The sequence below is a fragment of the Amycolatopsis albidoflavus genome, from assembly GCF_039525725.1.
GTDB classification, from domain to species: Bacteria; Actinomycetota; Actinomycetes; order Mycobacteriales; family Pseudonocardiaceae; genus Amycolatopsis; species Amycolatopsis albidoflava.
This window is the reverse complement of the sequence record NZ_BAAAHV010000023.1, coordinates 296275-319149: the sequence shown is the minus strand read 5'-3', so window position 1 is coordinate 319149 and position 22875 is coordinate 296275. Positions and strand designations below refer to the sequence as shown.

General features: G+C 68.9%; 27 protein-coding genes and 1 pseudogene. 18 read left to right on the top strand and 10 right to left on the bottom strand.

Annotation, left to right across the window (positions count from 1 at the left end):
• Positions 1-4: 4 nt before the first annotated feature.
• Positions 5-457, top strand: a complete 453-nt coding sequence (locus ABD156_RS38725; protein WP_344286001.1) for a MarR family winged helix-turn-helix transcriptional regulator — start codon at positions 5-7, stop codon at positions 455-457.
• Between the two features lie 199 nt (positions 458-656).
• On the opposite strand, the gene ABD156_RS38720 is transcribed toward ABD156_RS38725, so the two are convergent.
• From ABD156_RS38720 to ABD156_RS38705, 4 genes are all read right to left on the bottom strand, one after another.
• Positions 657-1034 carry a hypothetical protein gene (locus ABD156_RS38720; RefSeq protein ID WP_344286000.1) on the bottom strand — a complete coding sequence of 126 codons (378 nt, stop codon included), beginning with the start codon at positions 1032-1034 and terminating at the stop codon, positions 657-659.
• 185 nt (positions 1035-1219) lie between these two features.
• Positions 1220-3529 carry a [protein-PII] uridylyltransferase gene (locus ABD156_RS38715; RefSeq protein ID WP_344285999.1) on the bottom strand — a complete coding sequence of 770 codons (2310 nt, stop codon included), beginning with the start codon at positions 3527-3529 and terminating at the stop codon, positions 1220-1222.
• 3 nt (positions 3530-3532) lie between these two features.
• Positions 3533-3871 (bottom strand): P-II family nitrogen regulator, encoded by a 339-nt coding sequence (locus tag ABD156_RS38710; RefSeq protein ID WP_043827775.1) that lies wholly within the window; start codon positions 3869-3871, stop codon positions 3533-3535.
• Positions 3868-5235, bottom strand: coding sequence for an ammonium transporter (locus ABD156_RS38705; protein ID WP_344285998.1), 1368 nt, complete (start codon positions 5233-5235; stop codon positions 3868-3870). Before ABD156_RS38705 ends, ABD156_RS38710 begins: the two co-directional genes overlap by 4 nt.
• Before the next feature lie 174 nt (positions 5236-5409).
• Between ABD156_RS38705 and ABD156_RS38700 the strand changes: the two genes are divergently transcribed.
• The 5 genes and pseudogenes from ABD156_RS38700 (at position 5410) to ABD156_RS38680 (ending at position 8731) form a co-directional block, all read left to right on the top strand.
• Positions 5410-6243: a putative RNA methyltransferase gene (locus ABD156_RS38700; protein WP_344285997.1), complete on the top strand. Its 834-nt coding sequence runs from the start codon at positions 5410-5412 to the stop codon at positions 6241-6243.
• Between the two features lie 31 nt (positions 6244-6274).
• Positions 6275-6559: pseudogene (locus tag ABD156_RS38695) on the top strand (GNAT family N-acetyltransferase); the annotation flags it as partial.
• Positions 6560-6594: 35 nt separating this feature from the next.
• A complete protein-coding gene (locus tag ABD156_RS38690) occupies positions 6595-7881 on the top strand; it encodes an O-acetylhomoserine aminocarboxypropyltransferase/cysteine synthase family protein (protein ID WP_344285996.1) in 1287 nt (428 codons plus the stop codon).
• On the top strand, positions 7878-8354 hold the full coding sequence (locus ABD156_RS38685) for a CoA-binding protein (protein ID WP_344285995.1): 477 nt from the start codon (positions 7878-7880) through the stop codon (positions 8352-8354). The genes ABD156_RS38690 and ABD156_RS38685 overlap by 4 nt, the downstream gene beginning before the upstream one ends.
• Before the next feature lie 5 nt (positions 8355-8359).
• Positions 8360-8731 (top strand): DUF6228 family protein, encoded by a 372-nt coding sequence (locus ABD156_RS38680; RefSeq protein WP_344285994.1) that lies wholly within the window; start codon positions 8360-8362, stop codon positions 8729-8731.
• Here the strand turns inward: ABD156_RS38680 and ABD156_RS38675 are convergent.
• From ABD156_RS38675 to ABD156_RS38665, 3 genes are read right to left on the bottom strand one after another with little or no spacing between them, the layout of a single operon-like run.
• Positions 8724-9545, bottom strand: a complete 822-nt coding sequence (locus tag ABD156_RS38675) for a class I SAM-dependent methyltransferase (protein WP_344285993.1) — start codon at positions 9543-9545, stop codon at positions 8724-8726. The genes ABD156_RS38680 and ABD156_RS38675 overlap by 8 nt on opposite strands.
• On the bottom strand, positions 9542-9868 hold the full coding sequence (locus ABD156_RS38670; RefSeq protein WP_344285992.1) for a VOC family protein: 327 nt from the start codon (positions 9866-9868) through the stop codon (positions 9542-9544). Before ABD156_RS38670 ends, ABD156_RS38675 begins: the two co-directional genes overlap by 4 nt.
• A gap of 1 nt (position 9869) precedes the next feature.
• A complete protein-coding gene (locus ABD156_RS38665) occupies positions 9870-10034 on the bottom strand; it encodes a ribbon-helix-helix protein, CopG family (RefSeq protein WP_344285991.1) in 165 nt (54 codons plus the stop codon).
• Positions 10035-10103: 69 nt separating this feature from the next.
• Here ABD156_RS38665 and ABD156_RS38660 point away from each other — a divergent pair, with 69 nt between their 5' ends.
• From ABD156_RS38660 to ABD156_RS38650, 3 genes are all read left to right on the top strand, one after another.
• On the top strand, positions 10104-10280 hold the full coding sequence (locus tag ABD156_RS38660; RefSeq protein WP_167441866.1) for a hypothetical protein: 177 nt from the start codon (positions 10104-10106) through the stop codon (positions 10278-10280).
• A gap of 136 nt (positions 10281-10416) precedes the next feature.
• Positions 10417-10749, top strand: a complete 333-nt coding sequence (locus tag ABD156_RS38655; protein WP_344285990.1) for a type VII secretion target — start codon at positions 10417-10419, stop codon at positions 10747-10749.
• Complete coding sequence (locus ABD156_RS38650; protein ID WP_344285989.1) at positions 10746-12821, top strand: hypothetical protein; 2076 nt, start codon at positions 10746-10748, stop codon at positions 12819-12821. The genes ABD156_RS38655 and ABD156_RS38650 overlap by 4 nt, the downstream gene beginning before the upstream one ends.
• 72 nt (positions 12822-12893) lie before the next feature.
• On the opposite strand, the gene alc is transcribed toward ABD156_RS38650, so the two are convergent.
• Together alc and allB are read right to left on the bottom strand one after the other, a co-directional pair.
• Complete coding sequence (gene alc, locus ABD156_RS38645; protein ID WP_344285988.1) at positions 12894-13913, bottom strand: allantoicase; 1020 nt, start codon at positions 13911-13913, stop codon at positions 12894-12896.
• A gap of 4 nt (positions 13914-13917) precedes the next feature.
• Entirely contained in the window at positions 13918-15246 is a 1329-nt protein-coding gene (gene allB, locus ABD156_RS38640) for an allantoinase AllB (protein ID WP_344285987.1), read from the bottom strand.
• A gap of 108 nt (positions 15247-15354) precedes the next feature.
• On the opposite strand from allB, the gene ABD156_RS38635 reads away from it, so the two are divergent.
• The 7 genes from ABD156_RS38635 (at position 15355) to tatB (ending at position 20071) form a co-directional block, all read left to right on the top strand.
• The gene (locus tag ABD156_RS38635) at positions 15355-15831 is read left to right on the top strand and encodes a helix-turn-helix domain-containing protein (protein ID WP_344285986.1); all 477 of its coding nucleotides are present in this window, start codon (positions 15355-15357) and stop codon (positions 15829-15831) included.
• A 92-nt stretch (positions 15832-15923) separates the two neighbouring features.
• Complete coding sequence (uraD, locus tag ABD156_RS38630) at positions 15924-16409, top strand: 2-oxo-4-hydroxy-4-carboxy-5-ureidoimidazoline decarboxylase (RefSeq protein WP_344285985.1); 486 nt, start codon at positions 15924-15926, stop codon at positions 16407-16409.
• A gap of 82 nt (positions 16410-16491) precedes the next feature.
• Positions 16492-16809 (top strand): hydroxyisourate hydrolase, encoded by a 318-nt coding sequence (gene uraH, locus ABD156_RS38625; RefSeq protein WP_116204020.1) that lies wholly within the window; start codon positions 16492-16494, stop codon positions 16807-16809.
• A gap of 1 nt (position 16810) precedes the next feature.
• On the top strand, positions 16811-17701 hold the full coding sequence (gene pucL / locus ABD156_RS38620; RefSeq protein ID WP_344285984.1) for a factor-independent urate hydroxylase: 891 nt from the start codon (positions 16811-16813) through the stop codon (positions 17699-17701).
• Between the two features lie 25 nt (positions 17702-17726).
• Entirely contained in the window at positions 17727-19073 is a 1347-nt protein-coding gene (locus tag ABD156_RS38615) for a nucleobase:cation symporter-2 family protein (protein WP_344285983.1), read from the top strand.
• Positions 19070-19678, top strand: coding sequence for a TetR/AcrR family transcriptional regulator (locus ABD156_RS38610; RefSeq protein ID WP_344285982.1), 609 nt, complete (start codon positions 19070-19072; stop codon positions 19676-19678). Before ABD156_RS38615 ends, ABD156_RS38610 begins: the two co-directional genes overlap by 4 nt.
• Before the next feature lie 36 nt (positions 19679-19714).
• Positions 19715-20071 (top strand): Sec-independent protein translocase protein TatB, encoded by a 357-nt coding sequence (gene tatB, locus ABD156_RS38605; protein ID WP_344285981.1) that lies wholly within the window; start codon positions 19715-19717, stop codon positions 20069-20071.
• On the opposite strand, the gene ABD156_RS38600 is transcribed toward tatB, so the two are convergent.
• A complete protein-coding gene (locus ABD156_RS38600) occupies positions 20072-20758 on the bottom strand; it encodes a DUF998 domain-containing protein (RefSeq protein WP_344285980.1) in 687 nt (228 codons plus the stop codon).
• Positions 20759-20919: 161 nt separating this feature from the next.
• Here ABD156_RS38600 and ABD156_RS38595 point away from each other — a divergent pair, with 161 nt between their 5' ends.
• On the top strand, positions 20920-22314 hold the full coding sequence (locus ABD156_RS38595; protein ID WP_344285979.1) for an FtsW/RodA/SpoVE family cell cycle protein: 1395 nt from the start codon (positions 20920-20922) through the stop codon (positions 22312-22314).
• A gap of 83 nt (positions 22315-22397) precedes the next feature.
• Entirely contained in the window at positions 22398-22862 is a 465-nt protein-coding gene (locus tag ABD156_RS38590) for an RICIN domain-containing protein (protein ID WP_344285978.1), read from the top strand.
• Positions 22863-22875 lie beyond the last annotated feature (13 nt).

Here is a 22875-nt window from a genome sequence, read left to right as displayed (position 1 = left end):
GCCTATGGAGACCGAACCCGACGCGGACCGGGCCGATGAGCTGGCGACGCTGGCCCGGACGGTGCGCGAGGGCGTCGGACGGCTGAACTGGCGGATGCGCTTCGAGGCGGGGGCGCCCGCTCCGGGACCGGCCGTGCTGGCGGTGCTTTCGCGGCTGTACCGGGGCGGCACGCACACGCCGGGCGAGCTGGCCGAGGCCGAGCGGATCCATCCGCAGTCGCTGACGCGGATCCTGGCCTCGCTGGCCGAACGCGAGCTGATCACGCGCACTCCGGATCCGGCGGACGGGCGGCGGTCGCTGATCGACCTCACCCCGGCCGGACTGCGGGAGCTGCGCCAGTACTCGATCGCGCGGGAAACGTGGCTGGCCGCGGCCCTCGAACGGACGCTGAGCCCCACCGAACAGGAACTGCTCCGGCTCGCGGCCGGGCTGCTGGCGCGGATCGCGGATTCCTGAGCCCGGGGAGTTCCGGGGCGGCCGCTCCCCACGGCCGTCCCCGGAACTGTGGCGGAAGAGCTCACCTCCCCAGGAGGCCTTCCGCCGCGGGCACGCGGAGCGGTTCCCCCTCGACCGCCCGGCGTTGAGGAGAAGTCTGCCGTCCGGGGGCGGGCGCGCGGCAGCGTGAAGTCCCTCAATCCGGGCTGAGTAGTCCTACTCAAACGCGGGTGTCGGGTCCCGCGGAGTCGCTGGTGAACTCGAAAAGCGGTTCGGCGTCGGCGAGTTCCTCGGCCGAGCAGCTCACGGCGCAGGCGGCGGCTTGGAGGACTTCGGTGAGGACTTCCACTTCGGACGGCGAGACTGTCGCCAGCGCGGGGTTGCGGACGTCCATGCGGCCGGCGAGACCTGCCAAGGCGTGGGAGAGGGCGTGTTGGCCTGCGACCAGCTGGGTGACCACTTCGGATAGTTCGCTGAGGGTGGCGGCTGATCCGTCGCCTCGCAGGAGGGCGGAGAGTTCTTCGGCGCAGGTGCGGAGGTGTCCGGCGACGACTGTCGGAGGCAGCGAAAGCTCGGGCAGGTTCTCGTGACCTCGCACCGCGTTCACCTCGCCCCCTCGGTCGGACCTGCCATCCTGCCACCGGAATCGGCTTTGTCGCTTCCGACACCCCGGATGGGTGAGCCCGGATGGCGCAATCCGGCCAGGTCTGCATGCCCTGGCCAGCTGTCCGTGAAGGGCTCCTTGAGGGAATCTGATTCCTTCAAGGAGCCCTTCACGGACGGTCAGGAGACGGCGGTCAGGACGGCGTCGGTGATGGTGGTTCGCCACTGTGGAGTGACGTGGCCGGAGCGTGGCGAGAGGGCGAAGGAGTCGACTACCGCGCCGCCCAGGGTTGCGGCTTTTGCCCAGTGGACGTCGGCTTCGGCGCGGCGCAGGGCACTGGCTACGCGGAACAGGAGGCCGATGCGGTCGGCGGCGCGTAGTTCCAGCACGACTGCGTCGGGGCCGCTTGTTTCGTCGTCGAACCATCGGACTACTGGCTTGACCACGGCTGGTGACGAAGTGGCGTAGTCCCGTTCCTTCGCGGCCAGGCGCTGGGTTAACGGCATCGTTCCGGCTACTGCGCGGGCGAACTGTTCGCGCAGCAGTGCGGGGTCTGGCAGGGAGCCGAACTTCGGCGACGCCGTGAAGACGCCTGCTCGGCCGCGGCCGGAATGTTCGCGCAGGACGGCAGAGTGGACCTCCAACGAGTTCAGGGCCAGGACTCCGGCTGCGGGAGCCAGCAGTTCGCGGTCCGCGGGTACGGCCAGCAGGACGGTGACGACCTTGCCGTGTGCGGAGATCCGGATTTGGCCAGTGCCTGTGCGGGCGGCCTCGGCGACTAGGTCGCGTTGGTCGTCGTCCAACGGCTCGGGCGGGGTGAAACCCTTGCCGTGCACCGCTTCCTCGCAGCCGCTGACCAGTTCGGCCAGGAGGCGGTCCTTCCAGTCGGTCCAGACGCCGGGGCCGGTGGCCAGCGAATCGGCGCGGGTCAGGGCGTGCAGGAGTTCCAGCAGGACGACGTCGCCGTCCAGGGTTTTCACCACGCGCGAGATGGTCGCGGGATCGCCGATGTCGCGTCTGGTCGCGGTGTGCGGGAGCAGCAGGTGGTGGCGGACCATGGCGGAGACGGTCGCGACATCCGCGGGCGGCAGGCCCAGTCGTCGCGCTACCGAGGCGGAGATTTTCGCGCCCAGTTCCGAATGGTCGGCCTCTCGGCCCTTGCCGATGTCGTGCAGGAGCGCGCCGATCAGCAGCAGGTCCGGCCTCGACACGGTGGTGGTGAGTTTCGCTGCTTCGACGCATGCCTGGACTAGGTGCCGGTCGACTGTCCACTGGTGTACCGGGGAGCGCGGCGGCAGGTCGCGTACGGCACCCCATTCGGGGAACAGCCGGGACCACAAGCCGGTGCGGTCTAGGGCTTCGACTGCGTCGACCAGGCCCTCCCCCGCGCCCAGCAGTTCGACGAGTGCGTTGCGGGCGTCGTCCGGCCAGGGTTCGCGGAGTTCGGGTGCGGATTCGGCGAGGGTGCGCAGAGTGCCTGGCGAGATGGGTTTTCGGGTGCGGGCGGAGGCGGCGGCGGCGCGAAGCAGGAGGGCCGGGTCTCGGGCCGGGAGCGCGTCTCGGGCCAGTGCGACCTCGTCGCCGTGCAGGACGACACCCTCGGCCAGCGGGCGGCGGACGGGGCGTCTGCCGAAGCGTGGGCGTGGTTGCTCCACAGTGGACCGAAGGGCGACGTCGACGGCGTAGGCGATGGTCCGTCCCGCGCCGGAAAGCTTGCGGGCCAGGGTGAATCGGTCGCCGAGTTCCAGTTCGTGCGCGACGACGTCGGCGTCGGCGGCACCGAGGATGTCTCGTTCGCGACGTGACTCGCGGCGCAGTTCGGTGCGGACGTCCAGCAGGAGTTGCTTGGCTGCCAACAGTTCCTCGCCCGGGCGTGCGGTGAGCTGGCCCGCGGCGAGGGCTTCCAGTACGCCGAAATCGCGGAGGCCGCCGCGGCCGTGTTTGAGGTCTGGTTCGGCGGATTGGGCGATCTCGCCGCTGCGCCGCCACCGGGTGTGGACGGATTCAGCGAGCTCCGGCAGGCGTTTGCGGGCGGTGCGCCGCCACTGGTCGCGGGCGGCGGACGCAAGGCGTTCGCTGAGGGCTGGGTCGCCAGCCAGGTGCCGGGCGTCGAGGAGACCTAGCGCGGTGCGAAGGTCCTCCGCGGCGACTTTCAGGGCCTCGCCAGGGGTTCGGACTGAATGATCCAGGCCGACTCGCGCGTCCCACAGCGGGTACCACAGGGCGTCGGCGATCTTTCCGATCTCACCGTTTCCGTTGTGCAGCAACACTAGATCGAGATCCGAGTACGGCACCAGTTCGCGCCGTCCCAGCCCCCCTACGGCGACCAGCGCGACACCTGGGTCCGCGGTGTCGACGCCGGCCGCCGTCGCTCCTTTCCCGAGCCAGAACTCGTAGAGATCGACCAGGGACGCCCGCAGTGCGGGTGCTCCGTGCCGTCCTTCGAGAAGCAGCGCAGTGGCTCGGGCGAGTTCTCCCCCGTCGGTCATCGGCTACAGCGCGTCCGTGCCGCGTTCACCGGTGCGGACGCGGATCACCGTCTCCACCGGCGTCACCCAGACCTTCCCGTCGCCGATTTTCCCGGTGTGCGCGGCGGTGGTGACCGCGTCGAGGACCTTCTCGACGACGACGTCGTCCACCACGACCTCGATCTTCAGCTTGGCCACGAAATCCACCGAGTACTCGGCCCCCCGGTAGACCTCGGTGTGGCCCTTCTGCCTGCCGTAGCCCTGGACCTCGCTCACCGTCATCCCGAGCACGCCCAGCTGCTCCAGCGAGGAGCGGACGTCGTCGAGCGTGAACGGCTTGACGATCGCGGTGATGAGCTTCATGCCTTGGTCTCCTCGAGTTTCGTGACGGGCTTGACCGGGAACGTCGCCGAGTGGCCGAGGCCGCCCATGCCGGTGAAGTCGTAGGCGCTCTCCGCGTGCTGGCCCTCGTCGATGCCGCTGACCTCGTGCTCGGTGCTGACGCGGAATCCGCCCGCCTTCTTGATCGCGAAGCCGATGATCAAGGTCATGATGAACGAGTAGCCCAGTACCGCAAGCGCGGCGACGACCTGGATGCCCAGCTGCTTGAAGCCGCCGCCGTAGAACAGGCCGTCCGCGCCCGCCGAGTTCACGCTCTTGGTGGCGAAGAACCCGATCAGGATGGTGCCGACGAGACCGCCGACGAGGTGCACGCCGACGACGTCGAGGGAGTCGTCGAAGCCGAAGCGGAACTTCAGCGAGATGGCCAGCGCGCACAGCACCCCGGCGATCAGGCCGATCGCGATCGAGCCGAGCGGGCTCACGAAACCGCAGGCGGGCGTGATGGCGACCAGACCGGCGACCGCGCCGGAAGCCGCGCCGAGAGTGGTCGGCTTGCCGAACTTCAGCTGTTCCACGACCAGCCAGCCGAGCACCGCGGCCGCGGTCGCGACCGTGGTGTTGGTGAACGCGACGCCCGCGAGGTCGTTCGCGCCGAGGGCCGAACCGGCGTTGAAGCCGTACCAGCCGAACCACAGCAGCGACGCGCCGAGCAGCACGAACGGGACGTTGTGCGGACGGCCGGTGTCCTTCGGCCAGCCCTTGCGCTTGCCGAGCACCAGCGCGAGGGCGAGACCCGCGGCGCCGGCGTTGATGTGCACCGCCGTGCCGCCCGCGAAGTCGAGCGCCTTGAGCTGGTTGGCGATCCAGCCGCCCACCGCGTCCTTGCCGGTGAATCCGTCGAACGAGAACACCCAGTGCGCGACCGGGAAATACACGACAATCACCCAGATTGTCACGAAAAGCGTCCAGCCCCAGAACTTCGCGCGATCCGCGATAGCGCCGGAAATCAGCGCCGGGGTGATGATCGCGAACATCAATTGGAACATGCAGAACGCGAGCAACGGCAACGCGTCGGGACCCGGCCACGGAACCGCGGGCGGCCCTTCGCTCGCCAGGCCGACGAGCTTGCCGAACGCGTCCGACAGGCCGGCGTAGTCGAAGTTCCCGACCAGGCCGCCGAAAGCGTCGTTGCCGAAGGACAGCGAGAACCCGAAGAGCACCCACAGCACCCCGACTATGGCGAGTGCGATGAAGTTCATCATCAACATGTTCAAAACGCTCTTCGCGCGGACCATGCCGCCGTAAAAGAACGCGAGGCCCGGGGTCATGAGCATGACCAGCGCGGCGCTGATCAGCACCCAGGCGGTGTCTCCGGCGTTCAGCACAATCGTCCTCCCGTGCCGTGGGCAACTGCTGAGGAAGTGTTGGCCCCGGGTGTTTCGCGGGGCTTCGATTCACGTTTCCCGCTCGTGAACTCCGGCGTGGTGGTTGTTACGGGGACGTTTCCGGGGAGCGGGGGCGAAGTGTCCGGTTAGGCAACGTCATGGTCGAATTACGCTATGTCATTACCTAACCGGGTGATCGAAGCGCTGCGCTGTTCGGTGTGCGCGGAGCCGGTCGCGCTGGACGGCCGGACGCTGCGCTGCGAGCGGCGGCATTCGTTCGATCTGGCCCGGCAGGGTTACGTCAACCTCCTGCACGCGCGCATCCCGGCGGGGACCGCCGACACCACCCCGATGGTGGACGCGCGGGCGGCGTTCTTGTCATCCGGGGCGTACGCGCCGCTGGCCGAAGCGGTCGCTGCCGCCGGTTCTGCTCCTGGATTGATCATCGACGCCGGCGCCGGGCCTGGCTATTACCTCTCGCGGGTGCTGGACTCCGCGCCGGACGCGGTCGGCCTCGCACTGGACGTCTCGGCGATGGCGTTGCGGCGGGCCGCGCGGGCGCACGCGCGGCTGGGCGCGGCGGTGTGGAACCTGTGGGAGCCGTGGCCGGTGGGCGACGGGGTGGCGTCGGTGGTGCTGGACGTGTTCTCGCCGCGGAACGCCGCCGAGTTCCACCGGGTGCTCGCGCCGGGCGGGAAGCTCGTGGTGGCGTCGCCGTTGCCGGGACATCTCGTGGAGCTGGGCGATCTGGTGCTCGCGGTCGACTCGCGGAAGGAAGAACGACTCGAAGCCGCACTGGGCGGGTTGTTCGTGCGGGAGTCCGGGGTTGAGGTGGTGCGGACTCAGCCGTTCAGTGCGGCGCAGGTGCGGGATGTCGTGGCGATGGGGCCCGCGGGCTTCCATCTGGACCGGGACGGGCGACGGGAGCGGCTCGACGCTGCGACGGGCCGAGAGGTGACGCTGGCGGTTTCGGTGAGCACTTGGCGGAAGCGAGACGACGTGCAGTGACCCGAGTACGCCTGGCCGAACCGGGCGCGTCGTCGGCGTCGGACAGTGCGGGTCGGACCACGTCGTCTACAAGCTCTACCTGGACCCGGAGCACCGCGGCCGCGGGGTGGGCCCACGACTCCTCGACGCCCTCGCCGGCCACCTGCCGGAGGGCGTCGACCAACTGCGCATCGAACACTTCGCCGCCAACGAGCGGGCCGCGGCGTTCTACGAACGGGAAGGTTTCGCAGTCGAGCGGATCGAGCCGGACCCCGCCGGTGATCCGGCACTCGCGGTGGTCTGGCGCGCCCGCCCGATCACACTCCGGGAGGAATAGCCGCCAGCGGCGGAGCTGGGTTAGCGTGGCGGTCGATGAGCGAACGTACCTGGGGCTTCCGCACCCGCGCCCTGCACGCCGGCGGCACTCCCGACCCCGCCACCGGGGCCCGTGCGGTGCCGATTTACCAGACGACCAGCTTCGTGTTCGAGGACGCGGCCGACGCGGCCAACCTGTTCGCGCTGCAGAAGTACGGGAACGTCTACAGCCGGATCGGCAACCCGACCGTCGCGGCGTTCGAGGAGCGCATTGCGAGTCTCGAGGGGGCCATCGGCGGGGTCGCGACGGCCAGCGGGCAGGCGGCGGAGTTCCTCACCTTCTCGGCGCTCGCGGAGTCCGGCGACCACATCGTGTCGGCAGCCGGGCTGTACGGCGGGACGGTCACGCAGCTCACCGGGACGCTCGCGCGGTTCGGCGTCGAGACGACGTTCGTGCACGGCGACACCGAGGAGTACGCCAAAGCGGTCACCGACCGCACGAAGCTGATCTACACCGAGGTGATCGGCAACCCGAGCGGCGCGATCGCGGACCTCGCCGGGCTGGCTGATCTCGCGCATTCGCACGACATCCCGCTGGTGGTCGACGCGACTCTCGCCACGCCGTACCTCTGCCGCCCGATCGAGCACGGCGCGGACATCGTCCTGCACTCGGCCACCAAGTTCCTCGGCGGACACGGCACGACGCTCGGCGGGGTCGTCGTCGAAGCCGGGACTTTCAACTGGGGCAACGGAAACTTCCCCCGGATGACCGAGACCGTCGACAGTTACGGCGGGCTCAAGTACTGGGAGAACTTCGGCGAGTACGCGTTTTGCACGCGGCTGCGCGCGGAGCAGTTGCGCGACATCGGCGCGGTGCTGTCGCCGCATTCGGCGTTTTTGCTGCTGCAGGGCGTGGAAACGTTGCCGCAGCGGATGGACGCGCACGTCGTCAACGCGCGGGCGATCGCCGAGTACTTGAACGCCGACCCGCGGGTCGCGTGGGTGTCCTACGCGGGGCTGCCGGATCATCCGGATCACGAGCGGGCCGCGCGGTATCTGCCGCAGGGGCCGGGCGCGGTGTTTTCGTTCGGGGTGAAGGGCGGGCGCGCGGCGGGCGAGAAATTCGTGGAGTCGGTGGAGCTGTTGTCGCACTTGGCGAACGTCGGCGACGCGCGGACCTTGGTGATCCATCCCGCGTCGACGACGCACGCGCAACTGTCCGAGGACCAGCTCGCCGCGGCGGGCGTGGGCGCGGACTTGATCCGGCTGTCGGTCGGGCTGGAGGACGTCGAGGACCTGCTGTGGGATCTCGACCAGGCCCTCGACAAGGCGGTGAACGCATGAGTTACGACGTCGGCGCGGTCGAACGGCGGCGTCTTCTCGGGCGCACGAAATCGGTGACGGTCGTGGGCGCGTCGGCGAATCCGGCGCGGCCTAGCTACTTCGTGGCGACGTATCTGCTGTCTTCGACGCGGTACGAGGTCAACTTCGTGAACCCGCGGCTCGACACGTTGCTGGGGCGGCCGGTGTATCCGTCGCTGGCGGACGTGCCCGGCGAGCTGGACCTGGTGAGTGTGTTTCGCAAGCACGATGACCTCCCCGGGGTGGCCGAGGAGGTCATCGACGCCGGAGCGCGGACGTTGTGGCTGCAGCTGGGGTTGTGGCACGAACCGGCGGCGGACCGCGCCCGAGAGGCGGGGCTGGACGTGGTGATGAACCGTTGCGTGAAGATCGAGCACGCGCGGTTCGCGGGCGGGTTGCATCTGGCCGGGTTCAACACCGGGGTGATCAGTTCCCGGCGGCAAACGGCACCGTAAACCGGGTGCTGTTCTTCACAGTGCGCGTCCAGCCACCTGGCCTCGACGCCCGGCTGGAGGGCGTCGACAACTTCGTGACCGGACGCGGCCTCCCCCGATTCCTCGACAACCTCGACTTCCGCGGCTGGGAAGGCGAGCGACGCTGGGTCAACGCCGACCGGGACCTGCTCGTCTCCGCGACCTACCACTCCGGCGGCCGCGTCGAGCTGGCGTGGACGATCCGGCCGTGGCGGCACTCCGTCTACGGCGAATGGGAAGCCACGGTCACGACCTCGATGGAGGCTGGCGCGGAGAAGGACGATCTGGCCGCCCAGCTGCACGCTTTCCTTACCGCCGAAGGGTTTCCGGTCGAGTACAGCGAACCCGAGTTCAGCTGACCGTCGCCACCAGGAACTCCTCCCCCGCCGTCTCCAGCCCGTCCGACCGACCGGACAGATATCGCTTGTTCAGCTCGACCGCGCTGACGTGCTGGACCTCCGCAAAACCGCACTCCCGCGCGAGATCCAGCATCTCGTCCGGCGCGAAGAAGCTCACGAACGGCGTCCCGGCGGCCTTCGCGCCCTTCATCGCCGCTGCTCGCGCCGCGCGGTCGGGTCCGTCCAGGTACTCCTCCGGCATCTGGAACGTCATCGCCACCACGGTGCCCGGCGCGAACCCGGCGAGCGCGCGCAACGTCGCGGCGTTCGCCTCTCGGGTCAGGTACATGCTGACGCCCGTCGACGCCACCACGGCAGGCTTCGCCAGCTCGAAACCGTTGGCGGCCAAGCGTTCCGGCCATTGATCGCCGGATTCGAAATCGACCGGCACGAACCGGTGCGGCGCGGGCAGGCCCAGCGCGGCCAGCCGTTCCCGCTTCCACTCCTGCGTGCCCGGCTGGTCGATCTCGAACACCCGCACGCCCAGCTCCGGCTCCCGCTGCGCGAACGTGTCCAGCCCGGCGCCGAGCAGGACGTACTGCGAGACCCCGCGTTCGCGCACCAGATCCTCGACGAACCGGCTGCGCAGCGCGATTCCCGCGCGGAACCGCTGGGTGAAATCGAGGTCCATGTCCGGCCGGGACCGCCAGTCCGGGCCGGGATCCGCCAGCCGGAGGCCGATCTCGTCGACCAGCGCGTGCGGCGGCGGATCGGCGAGCACGTGCAGCGCGCGCCACAACGCGACGCGCACCGCTGTGTGGTCCGGTTCGCTCACTTCGGGGCCCGCAGGATCCAGGCTCGGCCGTCCGGGTCTCGCACGGTCATCTCGCGCGTGCCGTAGTGGGTGTCCTCGAAGGGGGTGACGACGTCGAGCCCCGCGTCGACCGACTCGTCCGGCACCGCCACCACCACGCTCGTGCGCGTCTCCTGGCTTTCGGGGACCTCGGCGACGAACACCGGCACGCCGTCGCCGTTCGACAGCTGGCCCGAGTTGTGGTCGGTCTCGAAATCGAGGCTGAAACCCACGCGCTGCAGGAACTTCGCGGTCTTGCCCCAGTTGTGCGTCTCCATGAAAAGCATGGTGATGCCGTCGCTCACGTCAGCCGTCCTCTCGTTGCTCGGCCGGGGTGTCGAGATAAGCCCGCAAAGCCGCGGTGACCAGCGCGGACAGCGACTGCTCGTTCTCGATCGCCCGGTACTTCACCTGCTTGATCAGCTCGACCGGCAGGTAGACGTTGAATTGTTTGACCTCTTCACCGGCCATTCTAGAATGCTAGCAACCTAGCCAGCGGCGGGCAAGCCCCGCCCGCCGCCGCCATGAGAAGGTGGAGGCATGGCGAAACCCTCCGGGCTGCAGATCAGGAACATCATCGCCGCCGTCCTGATGGCCGCCGCGTTCGTGTTCAACCTGGTGACCGGCGGCCCGTGGTGGGTCACCGCGATCGTCGGCGTCGCGGCTCTGCTGTCGTCCTTCTCCGCCTACCTGAACCGGCCGAGCGCGCGGGGCTGACCCTCCGGGCAATCCGGCCCGGACGCTCGGGCAGGAAGCTCTCTCGTTCAACCTTCGTCCGCACGGACGTCGCCTGCGGTTCAGCCGCCGCTGCTCTACTCGGCGCGGCGCGATCGCGGCAGGCGAAGGAGTGTTGGTGGCAGGGAACGGCTTCACCGTCCACACGGACGAGTTGCACAAATTCAGCGAGTACATGGACAAGACCACCGTGCCCACGGTGACCGACTCCGCGAAGGCGGTCGACGACGCCAACGGCGGGGACATCGACGCGTTCGGCGTCGTGCTGGCACAGGTGCTCGCCATTCCCGCGCGGATCGCGTTGAAGGTCGTCTCCGACAATCTGCACGGCGTCGCGAAAGACGTGACCGACAGCGCGGACAAGACGCGCCAGGCCAGCGAGCAGTACAGCAAGGGCGACCAGGACCTCGCGAAGGCGTTCGACAAGTTCAAGCCGGAGCAGGTGAAATGACCGGCGTCGAACCCATCACCGACAAGAACAGCACCACCGGCGCGGGCGTCGCGGACAGCTGGCACAGCGTCGTCTCGTCGATCCAGGAGATCCAGAACCTGCACGGCGGCGACGCGGCCGCGGTCGGCGTCGAGATCGGCGTGTCGATCGTCGGCGCGATCGCGGACACCGCGGCGTTCGTCATGGACCCGTTCGGCAAGCTGATCGCCGCCGGGCTCGGCTGGCTGATCGAGCACATCTCGTTCCTCAAAGAGGGCCTCGACAAGCTCGCCGGCAAGCCCGAGGCGATCAACAAGATGGCCGAGGAACTGCACAAGACCGCAGAGAATCTGCGCAACGCGGCGAAGGACCTGGACACCACGCTGCAGAAGACGGTCGCCAACTGGCAGGGCGACGGCGCCGAGGCGTTCAAGAAGAACATCGGCGACCGGCGCGGCCAGATCGACAGCGCCGGGCACGCGGTCGACGCCGCGGGCTACGTGGTCAAGACGACGATGGCCCTGGTCTCCGTGGTGCGCTCGCTGATCCGCGACCTGATCACGACGTTCCTCGGCGACGTCATCGCGACCATGCTGATCGCGCTCGCCATGGCGGCGTTCACGTTCGGCGCGTCGATCGTGGTCGGGGTGGGCAACGTGATCCGGTCGGGGATCTCGCTGGCGCTGACGATGGCGTCCAAGATCGCGCGGGTGGTCGGCCTGGGCGGGCGGACCGCGAGCAGGCTGGCCCAGCTGGCCGAGAAGGTCAAGCCCTCGCGCGGCGGCGGCGGGACGCACGGCGGCGGCAACAACCACGAGATGACCGACCTCAACCCCGGCGGTTCCGGGGGCCACGGCGGCGGGGGCGGCGGTGGGCAGGGCGGCCACGGCGGGAACAACACGCCGCACGAGGACACGCCCGGTGGCAATAACCACCACGAAGACACTCCTGGTGGGAACAACCACCACGAAGACCCGCCGGGCAACAACAACCCGCACGAGGACACTCCTGGTGGCAACAACCACCACGAGGATCAGCCGGGCGGGAACAATCATCACGAGGACACTCCCGGCGGGAACAACACCCCGCACGACGACGCCCCCGGCGGCAACAACCACCACGAAGACAACCCGGGTGGAAACAACCACCACGAAGACGCGCCGGGCGGGAACAACCATCACGAAGACGCGCCGGGCGGGAACAACAACCCGCACGAGGAGCGGCCGAACAACCAGCCGCACGAGGACGATCCGTTCGACACCTGGCTCGCCGCGGACCAGCACTTCAACCCGCCGCCCAACCGCCCGCACGACACCCCGGGCGGCAATGGCCATCACGAGGACGCCCCAGGCGGCGGGGGCAGCCACGACAACACGCCCGGCGGGAACAACCACCACGAGGACACCCCCGGTGGGAGCGGCAACCACGAGAACACGCCGGGCAACACCGGCCACGACAACACCCCGGGTGGCAACAACCACCACGAGGACACTCCCGGCGGCAACAACACCCCGCACGAAGACACGCCTGGCGGCAACAACCATCACGACGACCAGCCGGGCAACAACACGAACCACGAGGACAACGCGGGCGGCGGCAACCACGACAACACCGGTGGCAACCACCACGACGACAACGCTGGCGGCAACAACCACCAAGAAGGCAACCAGGGCGGCGGCGAGCACGGGAACGCTCAGGGCAACGAAGGCGGGACCGGGCGGCCCTCCGGACCGCAGTCGCCGTTCAAGGTGCACGACTTCGGCTGGATGAAGAAGCACGAGGGCTGGCTGGAGAACCTGTGCAACCGTCCCGAGGTCCAGAAGTACACCGGGGGCAAGAACGTCTGGAAGGACATCGTCAAGGGCCCGGACGAGTACTTCAAGACGCACCCGAACCTGTACCCCTTCATGAAGGGGCTGGCCGACGCGAAGAGCAGCAAGAACTTCGTCGGCTGGATGGGCAAGGACGCGGTCAACTTCGACAAGGCGATCACCGACATCCACATGCAGGCCGAGGAATCCTGGAAGGCCTCTGACGAGGAGTGGCGCAAGGAGCATCCGGACCCCGCCGCTGAAGGAAGCAACGCGGAGTAACCCCGGCCAAAAGCCGTGAAGGGCCCCTTGAGGGAATCAGATTCCCTCAAGGGGCCCTTCACGGACCGAAACTCAGTCGGACGTCTCGGCGAACCTCGCGGTCACGGCTTCGCGGCCGCGTTTGCTCAGTTCGCCGAAGAGGCGCAGCCGGGCGAGGCCGCCGTCGGGATAGATGTCCAGCCGGACTTCGGTTACCTCGGGGCCGTCGTCAGCCAGGGCGAAGCGGTGGCGGGTGTCGGGCTGCAACCTGGTGCGCGGCAACAACTCCACCCACTCGCCCTCGTCCACGCGGCCGCTCACCGCGGCCCAGCCGGGCGCGTTTCCCTTGAGGTTGCTGGTGTCCAGTTCCACGAACCGGACCAAGCCCGCGCCCGCCAGCCGCACCGTTGCCCAGTCGTTGCCGTCGTCGCGGCGGCGGGCGGTTTCCCAGCCTTCCGCCTGGTGTGCGGCGAGGCCCGGCGACAGCATGTTGTTCGGCGACGAATAGAACATGTCGCTGCATCCGGTGACGACCGCGCCGTTTTCCAAGGCCGCCAGGTCCAGCGAGCGCGGGTCCAGCAACGAAGGGTCGGGGACCGGCGAACCGTGCACTCGCAGTCGCGCGACACCGCCGTCGGGGTGCTGGGTGAGGCGTACGTGGGTGTAGCGACGCGGGGACGTCACCTTGTAGTAGTTCTCCGAGTCGCCGACCGCCGGTTCGTGGTCGACCAGGACGTCCCAATCGGCGTCCTGCAGTTCAGCCGCGCTCGGGTAGCCGGGGACGGAAGTCGCCGCGACGGAAACGAACGGCGGGTAGTTGCCCTTGAAGAACGCCGTGTCCACCACCACGCCGGACACCACGCCGCCGAGGCCGAGGCGGACCAGGGCGTGGTCGTCGCCGGGTTCGCGGTGCCGCCGGGTCTCCCAGCCGTCGTACACCTGGCCCTTCGGGCCGAACGTTTCGGCGCGGTGCGCCGGCCGCCACGGGTTGACCAGGTTTTCCTTTTCGGCGAACAGTTCGTCGCTTGCCCACATCACGGTGCCCCCGAACAGGCGCGAGGCCAGATCGGGCTGGGTAGTCCACTCCGGACGGTCGGACACGTGCTCCTCCATCTCTTCAGCAATTGCCCCGGGTCAGCAAAGTCCCCCTCGGCTCGTCGCCGGTCACCGGCTCGCCGCGCAGCCAGGTGCCGCGCACGACGCCGGCCAGCGGACGCTGGTCGTACGCGCTCACCGGGTTGCGGTGCGCGAGCTTCGCGACGTCCACGACGAAGGCCTCATCAGGCGCGAAGACGCAGAAATCGGCGTCCCCGCCCACTTCCAGCTTGCCCTTGCGCGTCATCCCCACCTGCGCGGCCGGACGCTCGGCCATCCACCGCACCACGTCGACGAGACTGAAGCCGCGCTGGCGGGCCTGCGTCCAGATCGCGGGCAGGCCGAGCTGCAGGCTGGAGATTCCGCCCCAGGCGAGTCCGAAATCGCCGGTGTCAAAGCGTTTCAGCTCCGGCGTGCACGGTGAATGGTCGCTGACGATCGTGTCGATCGTGCCGTCGGCCAAACCCTGCCACAGCAATTCCCGGTTCGCAGCCTCGCGAATCGGCGGGCAGCACTTGAATTGCGTTGCCCCGTCCCGGATTTCCTCCGCGACGAAAGACAGGTAGTGCGGGCAAGTTTCCACCGAGAGCGCGACACCCTCACGGCGCGCGCTGGCGATCAGCGGCAAAGCGTCCGAAGAGGACAGATGCAGGACGTGCGCGCGAGCGCCGGTGCGCCGGGCCGCTTCGATCACGTGCGTGATGGCCAGGTTTTCCGCGCCGCGCGGGCGGGAACCGAGGAAGTCGTGGTACTTCTCGCCGTGCGGATCGGGAGCCGCGTCGATCGCTTCGGAATCCTCCGCGTGCACGATCATCTGCGCGTCGAAGGACTTCAGCTCGCGCAGCGCGGATTCCAGACCGGCGGCGTCCAGCGGAGGAAACTCGTCGACGCCGGAGTGCAGCAGGAAGCATTTGAATCCGAAGACGCCCTCGTCGTGCAGACCGCGCAGATCGCCTTCGTTGCCGGGAATCGCGCCGCCCCAGAAGCCGACGTCCACGTGCACCCGGCCGCTCGCCGCCTTGCGCTTGACCTCCAGCGCGGCCACGTCGACCGTCGGCGGCAGGCTGTTGAGCGGCATGTCCACGATCGTCGTGACGCCACCGGCCGCCGCCGCGCGCGTCGCGGTCTCGAAGCCCTCCCACTCGGCCCGGCCGGGGTCGTTGACGTGCACGTGGGTGTCCACGAGTCCGGGCAGCAGCACCTCGTCTTCGCCCAGGTCAACGACCCGCGCACCGGCCATCTCGACGACACCGGGTTCGACCGCGGCGATCCGGCCGTCCCGCACACCGATCGTCGCCGGCCCGAGACCGGCGGGGGTCACCGCACGCGCGGCCCGCACCACGAGGTCCATCGACGGCACCCTCCAGTTCCACGTTACGGAAAGAGTCTTTCGCTCACCGAGATTAGACACGTCCTTCCCGGCTCGTCAACGCCGTCCCTCCCACGTTACGGTCACCGGGTGGAGTTGGAAGCCGAGTTCACCAGCGAGCCGTTCCGCGGCGAGGGCGCGCCGCCGGAGCACGCCGTCCGCGCCCGCGACGCCGCCGACGCGGCCGGGCTCGACACCGACTTCGGCCCGCTCGGCACCCTGGCCCGCGGGTCCGCCGACGAACTGTTCGCCGCCTTGCCGTCCATCGCCCGCGCCGCCCTCGAAGGCGGGGCCACCCGGGTGACGCTGCAACTGCGCCGGACCGACGATTCCGACACCGTTCCGGCGGTCGAACTCAACAGCGCGCTGTCGCGATTGATCGCCGACGTGGAACGCGAACTCGGTTCGAAACTCCGCGAACTCGACCGCCCGGAAAAGCAGCGCGCGGTGCGCCTGCTGCGCGAGCGAGGGGCCTTCAACCTGCGGAAATCGGTTTCGGCGGTCGCTGAGGAACTGGGCGTCACGCGGTTCACGGTCTACAACTACCTCAACCGGGAAGCCGACTGAAAGAGCCGCGAGCCGCGATTCAACAAAGTGTTGACGCACGCTCGACCCGGCCGTACGGTCAGCGGAACACCACCTCCCCGGAGGAGATTCCGTTGCCGCTCGCACTCGCCGAGTTCAACTCCGCATCCGCCGCCGAACTCCGGCCGACGCTCACCGCCTGCCTGGCCGTGCCGCGTTGGGTCGACACGGTGCTCGACGGCCGCCCGTACGCCGATTTCGCCGCGCTGAGCAAGAGCGCGGGCAGGGCGACCCCGTTGCGGCGCAACGAGATCCGCGACGCGATCGCCGCGCACCCGAGAATCGGGGAACGCCCCACCAGCAAGGGCAGCGACGCCGATTGGTCGCGTTCGGAGCAGTCCGGAGTGGACAATGCGGACGAATTCGCCGCCGCCAACGCCGAGTACGAAGAACGTTTCGGCCATGTGTTCCTGGTGTGCGCCAGCGGCCGCAGCGGCGAGGAACTGCTCGCGAACCTGCGGTCCCGGCTCGGCAACGACCCGGACACCGAACTCGACGTCGCCGGCGCGGAGCTGGCCAAGATCGCGCAACTGCGCCTGGCGAAAGCGGTAACAGCATGAGCGCCGCTTGCAAGCGAATCATGGATATTCATGCCGTCGCCTCCCAGACAGACAGCGTGAAACTCGTCAAGGAGGCGACGGCATGAGCCTGGTAACGACGCACGTCCTCGACACCGCCACGGGGAAGCCCGCCGCCGGGATCGCCGTGCGCTTCGAGCGCCAGGACGGCTCGCTGCTCGCCGAAGGCGCGACCGACGACGACGGCCGCATCCGCGACCTCGGCCCGGACACGCTCGCCCCCGGGGTGTACCGGCTGATCTTCGACACCGGGAGCTACCTCGGCCCGGAGGCGTTCTTCCCCGACGTCACGATCGCTTTCCGGATCGTCGACGGCACGTCGCACCACCACGTGCCGGTGTTGCTGAGCCCGTTCGCCTATTCCACCTATCGCGGGAGCTGACATGGGAATCTCGTTGGGCCCCAACCAGTACGGCAAGGCGGAGGTCCGCCTCGTCACCGTCCGGCGCACCGGCGGCGTGCACCACCTGCGCGACCTCACGGTGTCCTCGGCACTGCGCGGCGACCTGTCGGCCACGCACCTCACCGGCGACAACTCCGCCGTGCTGGCCACCGACACGCAGAAGAACACGATGTACGCCTTCGCCAAGCAGCAGGACGTCGGCGAGATCGAAGACTTCGCCCTCCGGCTCGGCAGGCGGTTCGTGGACACGCAGGAGAAGATCACCGGCGCGCGGGTCTCCGTCGAAGAGCAGGAGTGGGACCGCATCACGGTGGACGGCGCGCCGCACGACCACTCGTTCAGCAGCTCCGGCGGCGAACGCCGCACCACCACCGTCACCGTGCACGCCGACCGCGCCTGGGTCGTGTCCGGAGTGGACGGTCTCGTGGTGCTCAAGTCCACCGGGTCCGAATTCCACGGTTACCCGAAAGACGAATACACCACGCTCGTCGAAACCGACGACCGCATTCTCGCCACCGCCGTCACCGCGCGCTGGCGTTACGAGGGATTCACCGGGATCGACTGGGCCAAGAGCCATCGGGAGATCCGGCAGACGCTCCTGGAGACGTTCGCCACCAAGCACAGTCTTTCGCTGCAGCAGACCCTGTACGCGATGGGCGAAGCCGTGCTGCGGGCACGGCCGGAAGTAGCCGAGATCCGGTTCTCTCTGCCCAACAAGCACCATTTCCTCGTCGATCTAAGCCCCTTCGGCCTCGAGAACCACAACGAGGTGTTCTACGCCGCCGACCGACCGTACGGCCTCATCGAAGGCACGGTGGTCCGCGACGAAGCCGAAGAGCCCGGCCCGGCCTGGACCGACGCCGTGCTCTAGCCCCGAGTCCCCTCCGGGAGAGCGCATGTCAGTTACACAGGAACGACCTTCTCGGCACCCCGTGGACGTGCGGCCTCCGTTGCCGCAACTGATCCTCGGAGGAATCCAGCACGTCGCGGCCATGTACGCCGGAGTGGTGGCGCCACCGCTCGTCATCGGCGCGGCCGTCGGCCTCTCCCCCGGCCAGCTCACGCTGTTGATCAGCGCGGCGCTGTTCACCGCGGGGCTGGCCACCCTGTTGCAGACCCTCGGCTTCTGGCGCTTCGGCGCCAGACTGCCGCTGGTCAACGGCGTCACCTTCGCCGCCGTAGCGCCAATTCTGTCCATCGCGGCACAGCATCGCGACGGCAACGCGTTGGGCGTCGTGTACGGCGCCACGCTCGCCGGCGGCGTGTTCGTAGTGCTCGCCGCACCGTTTTTCTCCAAGCTGACGCGGTTTTTCCCGCCGGTGGTGACGGGGACGGTCATCACGCTCATCGGGATCTCCCTGCTGCCGGTCGCCGTGCAGTGGATCGCCGCGCAGCACAAGTCGGCCAAGCCCAGCGGGCTCGTGCTGGCCGGGATCACGCTGGTCGCGGTGCTCGTCTTCACCCGGTTCCTGACCGGGTTCTGGAGCCGGATCGCGCTGCTGCTCGGCCTGGTGGCGGGCACCGCCGTGGCGTGGCCGCTCGGCCAAGTCGACACGTCGACGCTCCGGCAGGCCCCGGTGTTCGGCATCGTGACGCCGTTCCACTTCGGCACGCCGACGTTCGACGTCGCGGCGATCGTCTCGATGCTCATCGTGATGCTCGTGGTGATGGCGGAAAGCACCGCCGACCTGCTGGCGCTCGGCGAGATCGTGGACCGGCCGACCACCAGCCGGGTACTGGCCGACGGCCTGCGCGCGGACGGGCTTTCCACCGCCGTCGGCACGATCTTCGGCGGGTTCGCCTGCACGGCGTTCGCGCAGAACATCGGGCTCGTGTCGCTCACCCGCATGGTGAGCCGGTACGTGGTCGCGGCCAGCGGCGTGGTGCTCGTGCTGCTGGGCGTGTTCCCGATGACCGGCGGGATCGTCGCGCTGGTGCCGCAGCCGGTGCTCGGCGGGGCCGGGCTGGTGCTGTTCGGCAGCGTCGCGGTGAGCGGCATCCGGACGCTCGCGAAGGCGTCGTTCGAGCATCCGATCAACGTCGCGATCGTCGCCGCGTCGCTCGGCGTCGGCCTGATCCCGATCGTGATGCCGGACTTCTACTCCGGGTTCCCGGCGGCGCTGCAGGTCGTGCTCAACTCCGGGATCAGCGCGGGCTGCGTGACCGCGGTGGTGCTCAACCTGGTGCTCCGGCCGCGCTTGATAGAACGCTCTACTGTCAAGGAGCTATCCTCGGTGGCGTGACAGGCACCAAGGACCGCATCCTCGCCGCCGGGGCGGAGCTGTTCCGGCAAGGCGGGTACGCAGGCACCGGCATGAAGCAGATTGTCGAGAAGGCCGGCGCGCCCTTCGGGTCGGTGTACCACTTCTTCCCCGGCGGCAAGGAGCAGCTGGGCGAAGAAGTGGTACGCACCTCGGGGATGCAATACGCGCAGCTGTTCGAGGTCTTCATCGCCCCAGCGCCGGATCTGATCACCGGCCTCGAATCCTTCTTCGCGGGAGCAGTCACCACACTGCTCGACACCGATTACGTCGAGGGCTGCCCGATCGCGACCGTCGCGCTCGAAGTGGCGACCACGAACGAACCCCTGCGCAAGGCCACCGCGGACGTGTTCGAAGCGTGGACCAAAGCGGGAACCAAGGGTTTCTCCGCCTTCGGCCTTCCCGAGGAGCACGCCCGCACGCTCACGCTCGCCTTGGTGACCAGCCTGGAGGGCGCGTTCGTGTTGTGCCGCTCCATGCGCACGACTGAACCGATGGCGGTCGCGGGCGCGGCGGTGGTCGACGTAGCGCGACGGCTGCTGACCGAACTGGGTGACGACGGGAAACGCCGCACCGGGGACGGCTAAGCTGGAGTCAACATCCGGGTCCGCGGGAGGTGGCCGGTGTTCGGTCTCAGCATCGACCACATCGTGATTCTGTTGCTCGCCGGGTTGTTCATCCTCGGCCCGGAACGGCTGCCCGAGGCCGCGCGCTGGGTCGCGCAGACCGTGAAACGGGCCCGCGGGTTCGCCGCGGGCACCAAGGCCCAGCTGGAATCCGAGCTCGGCCCGGAGTACCAGGAGCTGCGGAAACCGTTGCAGGAACTGCAGTCTCTGCGGATCGGCAATCCCCGGGCCGCCGTGACGAGGTATTTGCTCGACGACACTCCCCCGGCCGCCAGCCCGGCGCCCCCGCCCGCTCCGGTGGCGGTTCCGTTGCGGGCGAACGAGCGGCCGCCGGTCGATCCCGACGCCACCTGATCATTCCGCCGCGCGCCACGCCCATCCGGCCAGCACGAGCAGTTCGACCAGTTCCAGCACCGCCATCAGCCGTTCCACGAGCCCGGTGGCGACAGTCGGCAGATGCTGCCCGAATGCGACATTAGCCGCGAACGGAATGAGAAACGGCAGAAAGAACGGCACGGCGGTCAGCGCCAAAATGCGCGACCAGCGCGCGTAACCCCGCCATTGCGGCGAATTCCGGTGCGCCCAGCCGAGCAGCCAGCCGGCTAACGGCAAACTCACACAACTGATCCCGGTCGCGCCCAGATGCACTTTGCCGACCCAGGTCACCGCATTTCCCTGCGGGTCCTTCGTGAACAACGCCACCGCCGCGAGCCCGGCGCACCAGGCGACCACCGCGACGACCGTCAGCGGCCCGCGCAGCAGCCCCCGGCGGCGCAGGACCAGCGCCACCACCACCGAACCGGCCGACGTCAGCAGCATCGCCGCCGCCCACATCCACCAGCCGGGAGTCCAGGCGTAGTCGCTGAGCATCGCGCTGACCGGGTCGATCGGCCCCCAGTAGCGGTCGACGTGCAGCACCACCAGGAACGCGGCCGCGGCCAGCACCGCGGCCACCGCCGCGCCGAGCGCGAGTTTCGTTCCTGTCGCCGACGGGGCTGGCGCCGGAGCCTGGATCGGCACCGGGGTCAGTTCTGTCGCCACTGCTGGTTCTCCGCTCGCCCGTCCGCTTTACCGCAGCATATCCTGGCCGCGCGCTCGTCACTTTCGGACAGTCCGACCGAATTGCCGCGCATTCTCAGCGTCCTGCCAGAAATCGTGACTACCCTCGCGGCCGTTCACTGCTTGCTAAAGACGGGAAATTCATGCCTGCCGCGCGCGGTACGGAATTGCGGCTGCTTCTGCTCGCGGTGGCGATCGTCTGGTTCGCGTTCCTGCTCGTGGACGCGAACGCCTTGGGGCAGATCACCTTCTCGATCGTCGGCTACGGCGCGTCGTTCACCGCGGTCGCGGCGGTGGCGCACCTCGCGGTGCGGCGCTGGGCCCCGTACGCGGACCCGCTGATCCTGCCGTGCACCGTGCTGCTGAACGGCCTTGGCCTGGTGGTGATCCACCGGATCGACCTCGGGCTCGCCGAACAGGCGGTGCAGCGCGGCAAGGTGTACTCGGCCGTCGCCGGACAGCAGGTGCTCTGGACGGTCGTGGCGCTGGTGCTGTTCCTGGCCGTGCTCGGGTTCGTGCGCGACCACCGCGTGCTGACCCGGTACGGCTATCTCGCCGGGCTGGCCGGGATCGTCGCGGTGCTGCTGCCCGCGCTGCTGCCGGCGTCGCTGTCGGAAGCGGGCGGCGCGAAGGTGTGGATCAGGATCGGTCCGCTGTCGCTCCAGCCGGGCGAATTCGCGAAGCTGCTGCTGATCGTCTTCGCCGCGACCACCCTGGTGGCGAAACGGGAGCTGTTCCGCGTGGCCGGGCGGAAGGTGCTCGGCGTCGAACTGCCGCGGGCGCGCGACCTCGGGCCGATCATCCTCGCCGCGCTCGGCTGTGTGGCGGTGCTGGCGTTCGAGAAGGAACTCGGCGCCTCGCTGCTGTTCTTCGGGATCGTGCTGGTGATGATCTACCTCGCGACCGAGCGGGTGATCTGGGTGTACGCCGGGCTGACGGTGTTCGCCGGCGGGTGCGTGCTGGCGTACTTCCTGTTCAACCACGTGCGGCAGCGGGTCGCGAACTGGATGGACCCGCTCGCCACCTACGACCAGGCCGGCGGCGGGTACCAGGTCGCGCAAGGATTGTTCGGCCTCGGCACCGGCGGCATGGGCGGAACCGGCCTCGGCGCGGGCAGGCCGGACATCGTGCCGGAGGCGAACACCGACTTCATCACCGCCAGCATCGGCGAGGAGCTGGGCTTTCTCGGACTGGCCGCGGTGCTGATGCTGTACCTGCTGATCGCGCTGCGCGGGATGCGGCACGCGCTGGCCGTCCGCGACAGCTTCGGCAAACTCCTCGGCGGCGGGCTCGCGTTCACCGTGGTGATGCAGATTTTCGTGGTCGTGGGCGGGGTGACGAAGCTGATCCCGGAAACCGGGATCACCGCGCCGTTCCTGTCGAAGGGCGGCTCGTCGCTGCTCGCGAACTACATCCTGGTCGCGCTGCTGCTGCGGATCTCGGACGCGGCGCGCAAGCCGAGCGCGACCGATCCGGTGCAAGCGGTGCGGGCGCCGCTGGCTGAGGCGGGAACAGTGCTGGTCAGACGGCCGCAGTAAGCCAGATGACGGGACGGGGACGACTTGGGGACGCCGCCCGACAGCGTCTCTCCCGTCCGGTCATCGACTGCGAAAGGACTGACATGTCATCGAGGGGAATGCTGCGGCTCGCCGGAGCCGGCGCGGCCGCGGCAATGCTGACTGCCGCCTTGTCCGGAACCGCCACCGCGGGGGAACAATCCGTCACCGCCATCGCGAACTTCTACATCCAGCGCGCGGGAACCAGCGTCTGCCTGGACAGCAACACCAAGGGGGATGTCTACACGCTCAAGTGCAACGAGGGGCGGAACCAGGTGTGGACCAACTTCGCCCCGGGCAAGTTCCGGAACCTGGAGACCAACGCCTGCCTCGCCGCGAGCAGAACGGCCGTGTTCACCACGACCTGCTCGTCCAACACCACTGACTGGACGACCTCGTCCACCACGAACAAGTACGTCAAGAACGTGCAGACCGGGCTCTGCCTGAACAACAGCGGCGGCAGCCCTGAAGCCGTCGGGGTGCGGATCTGCCACGCGCCGACCGCGCTGTGGACCGTGGCACCAGCCTGACGCTGGAACCGGT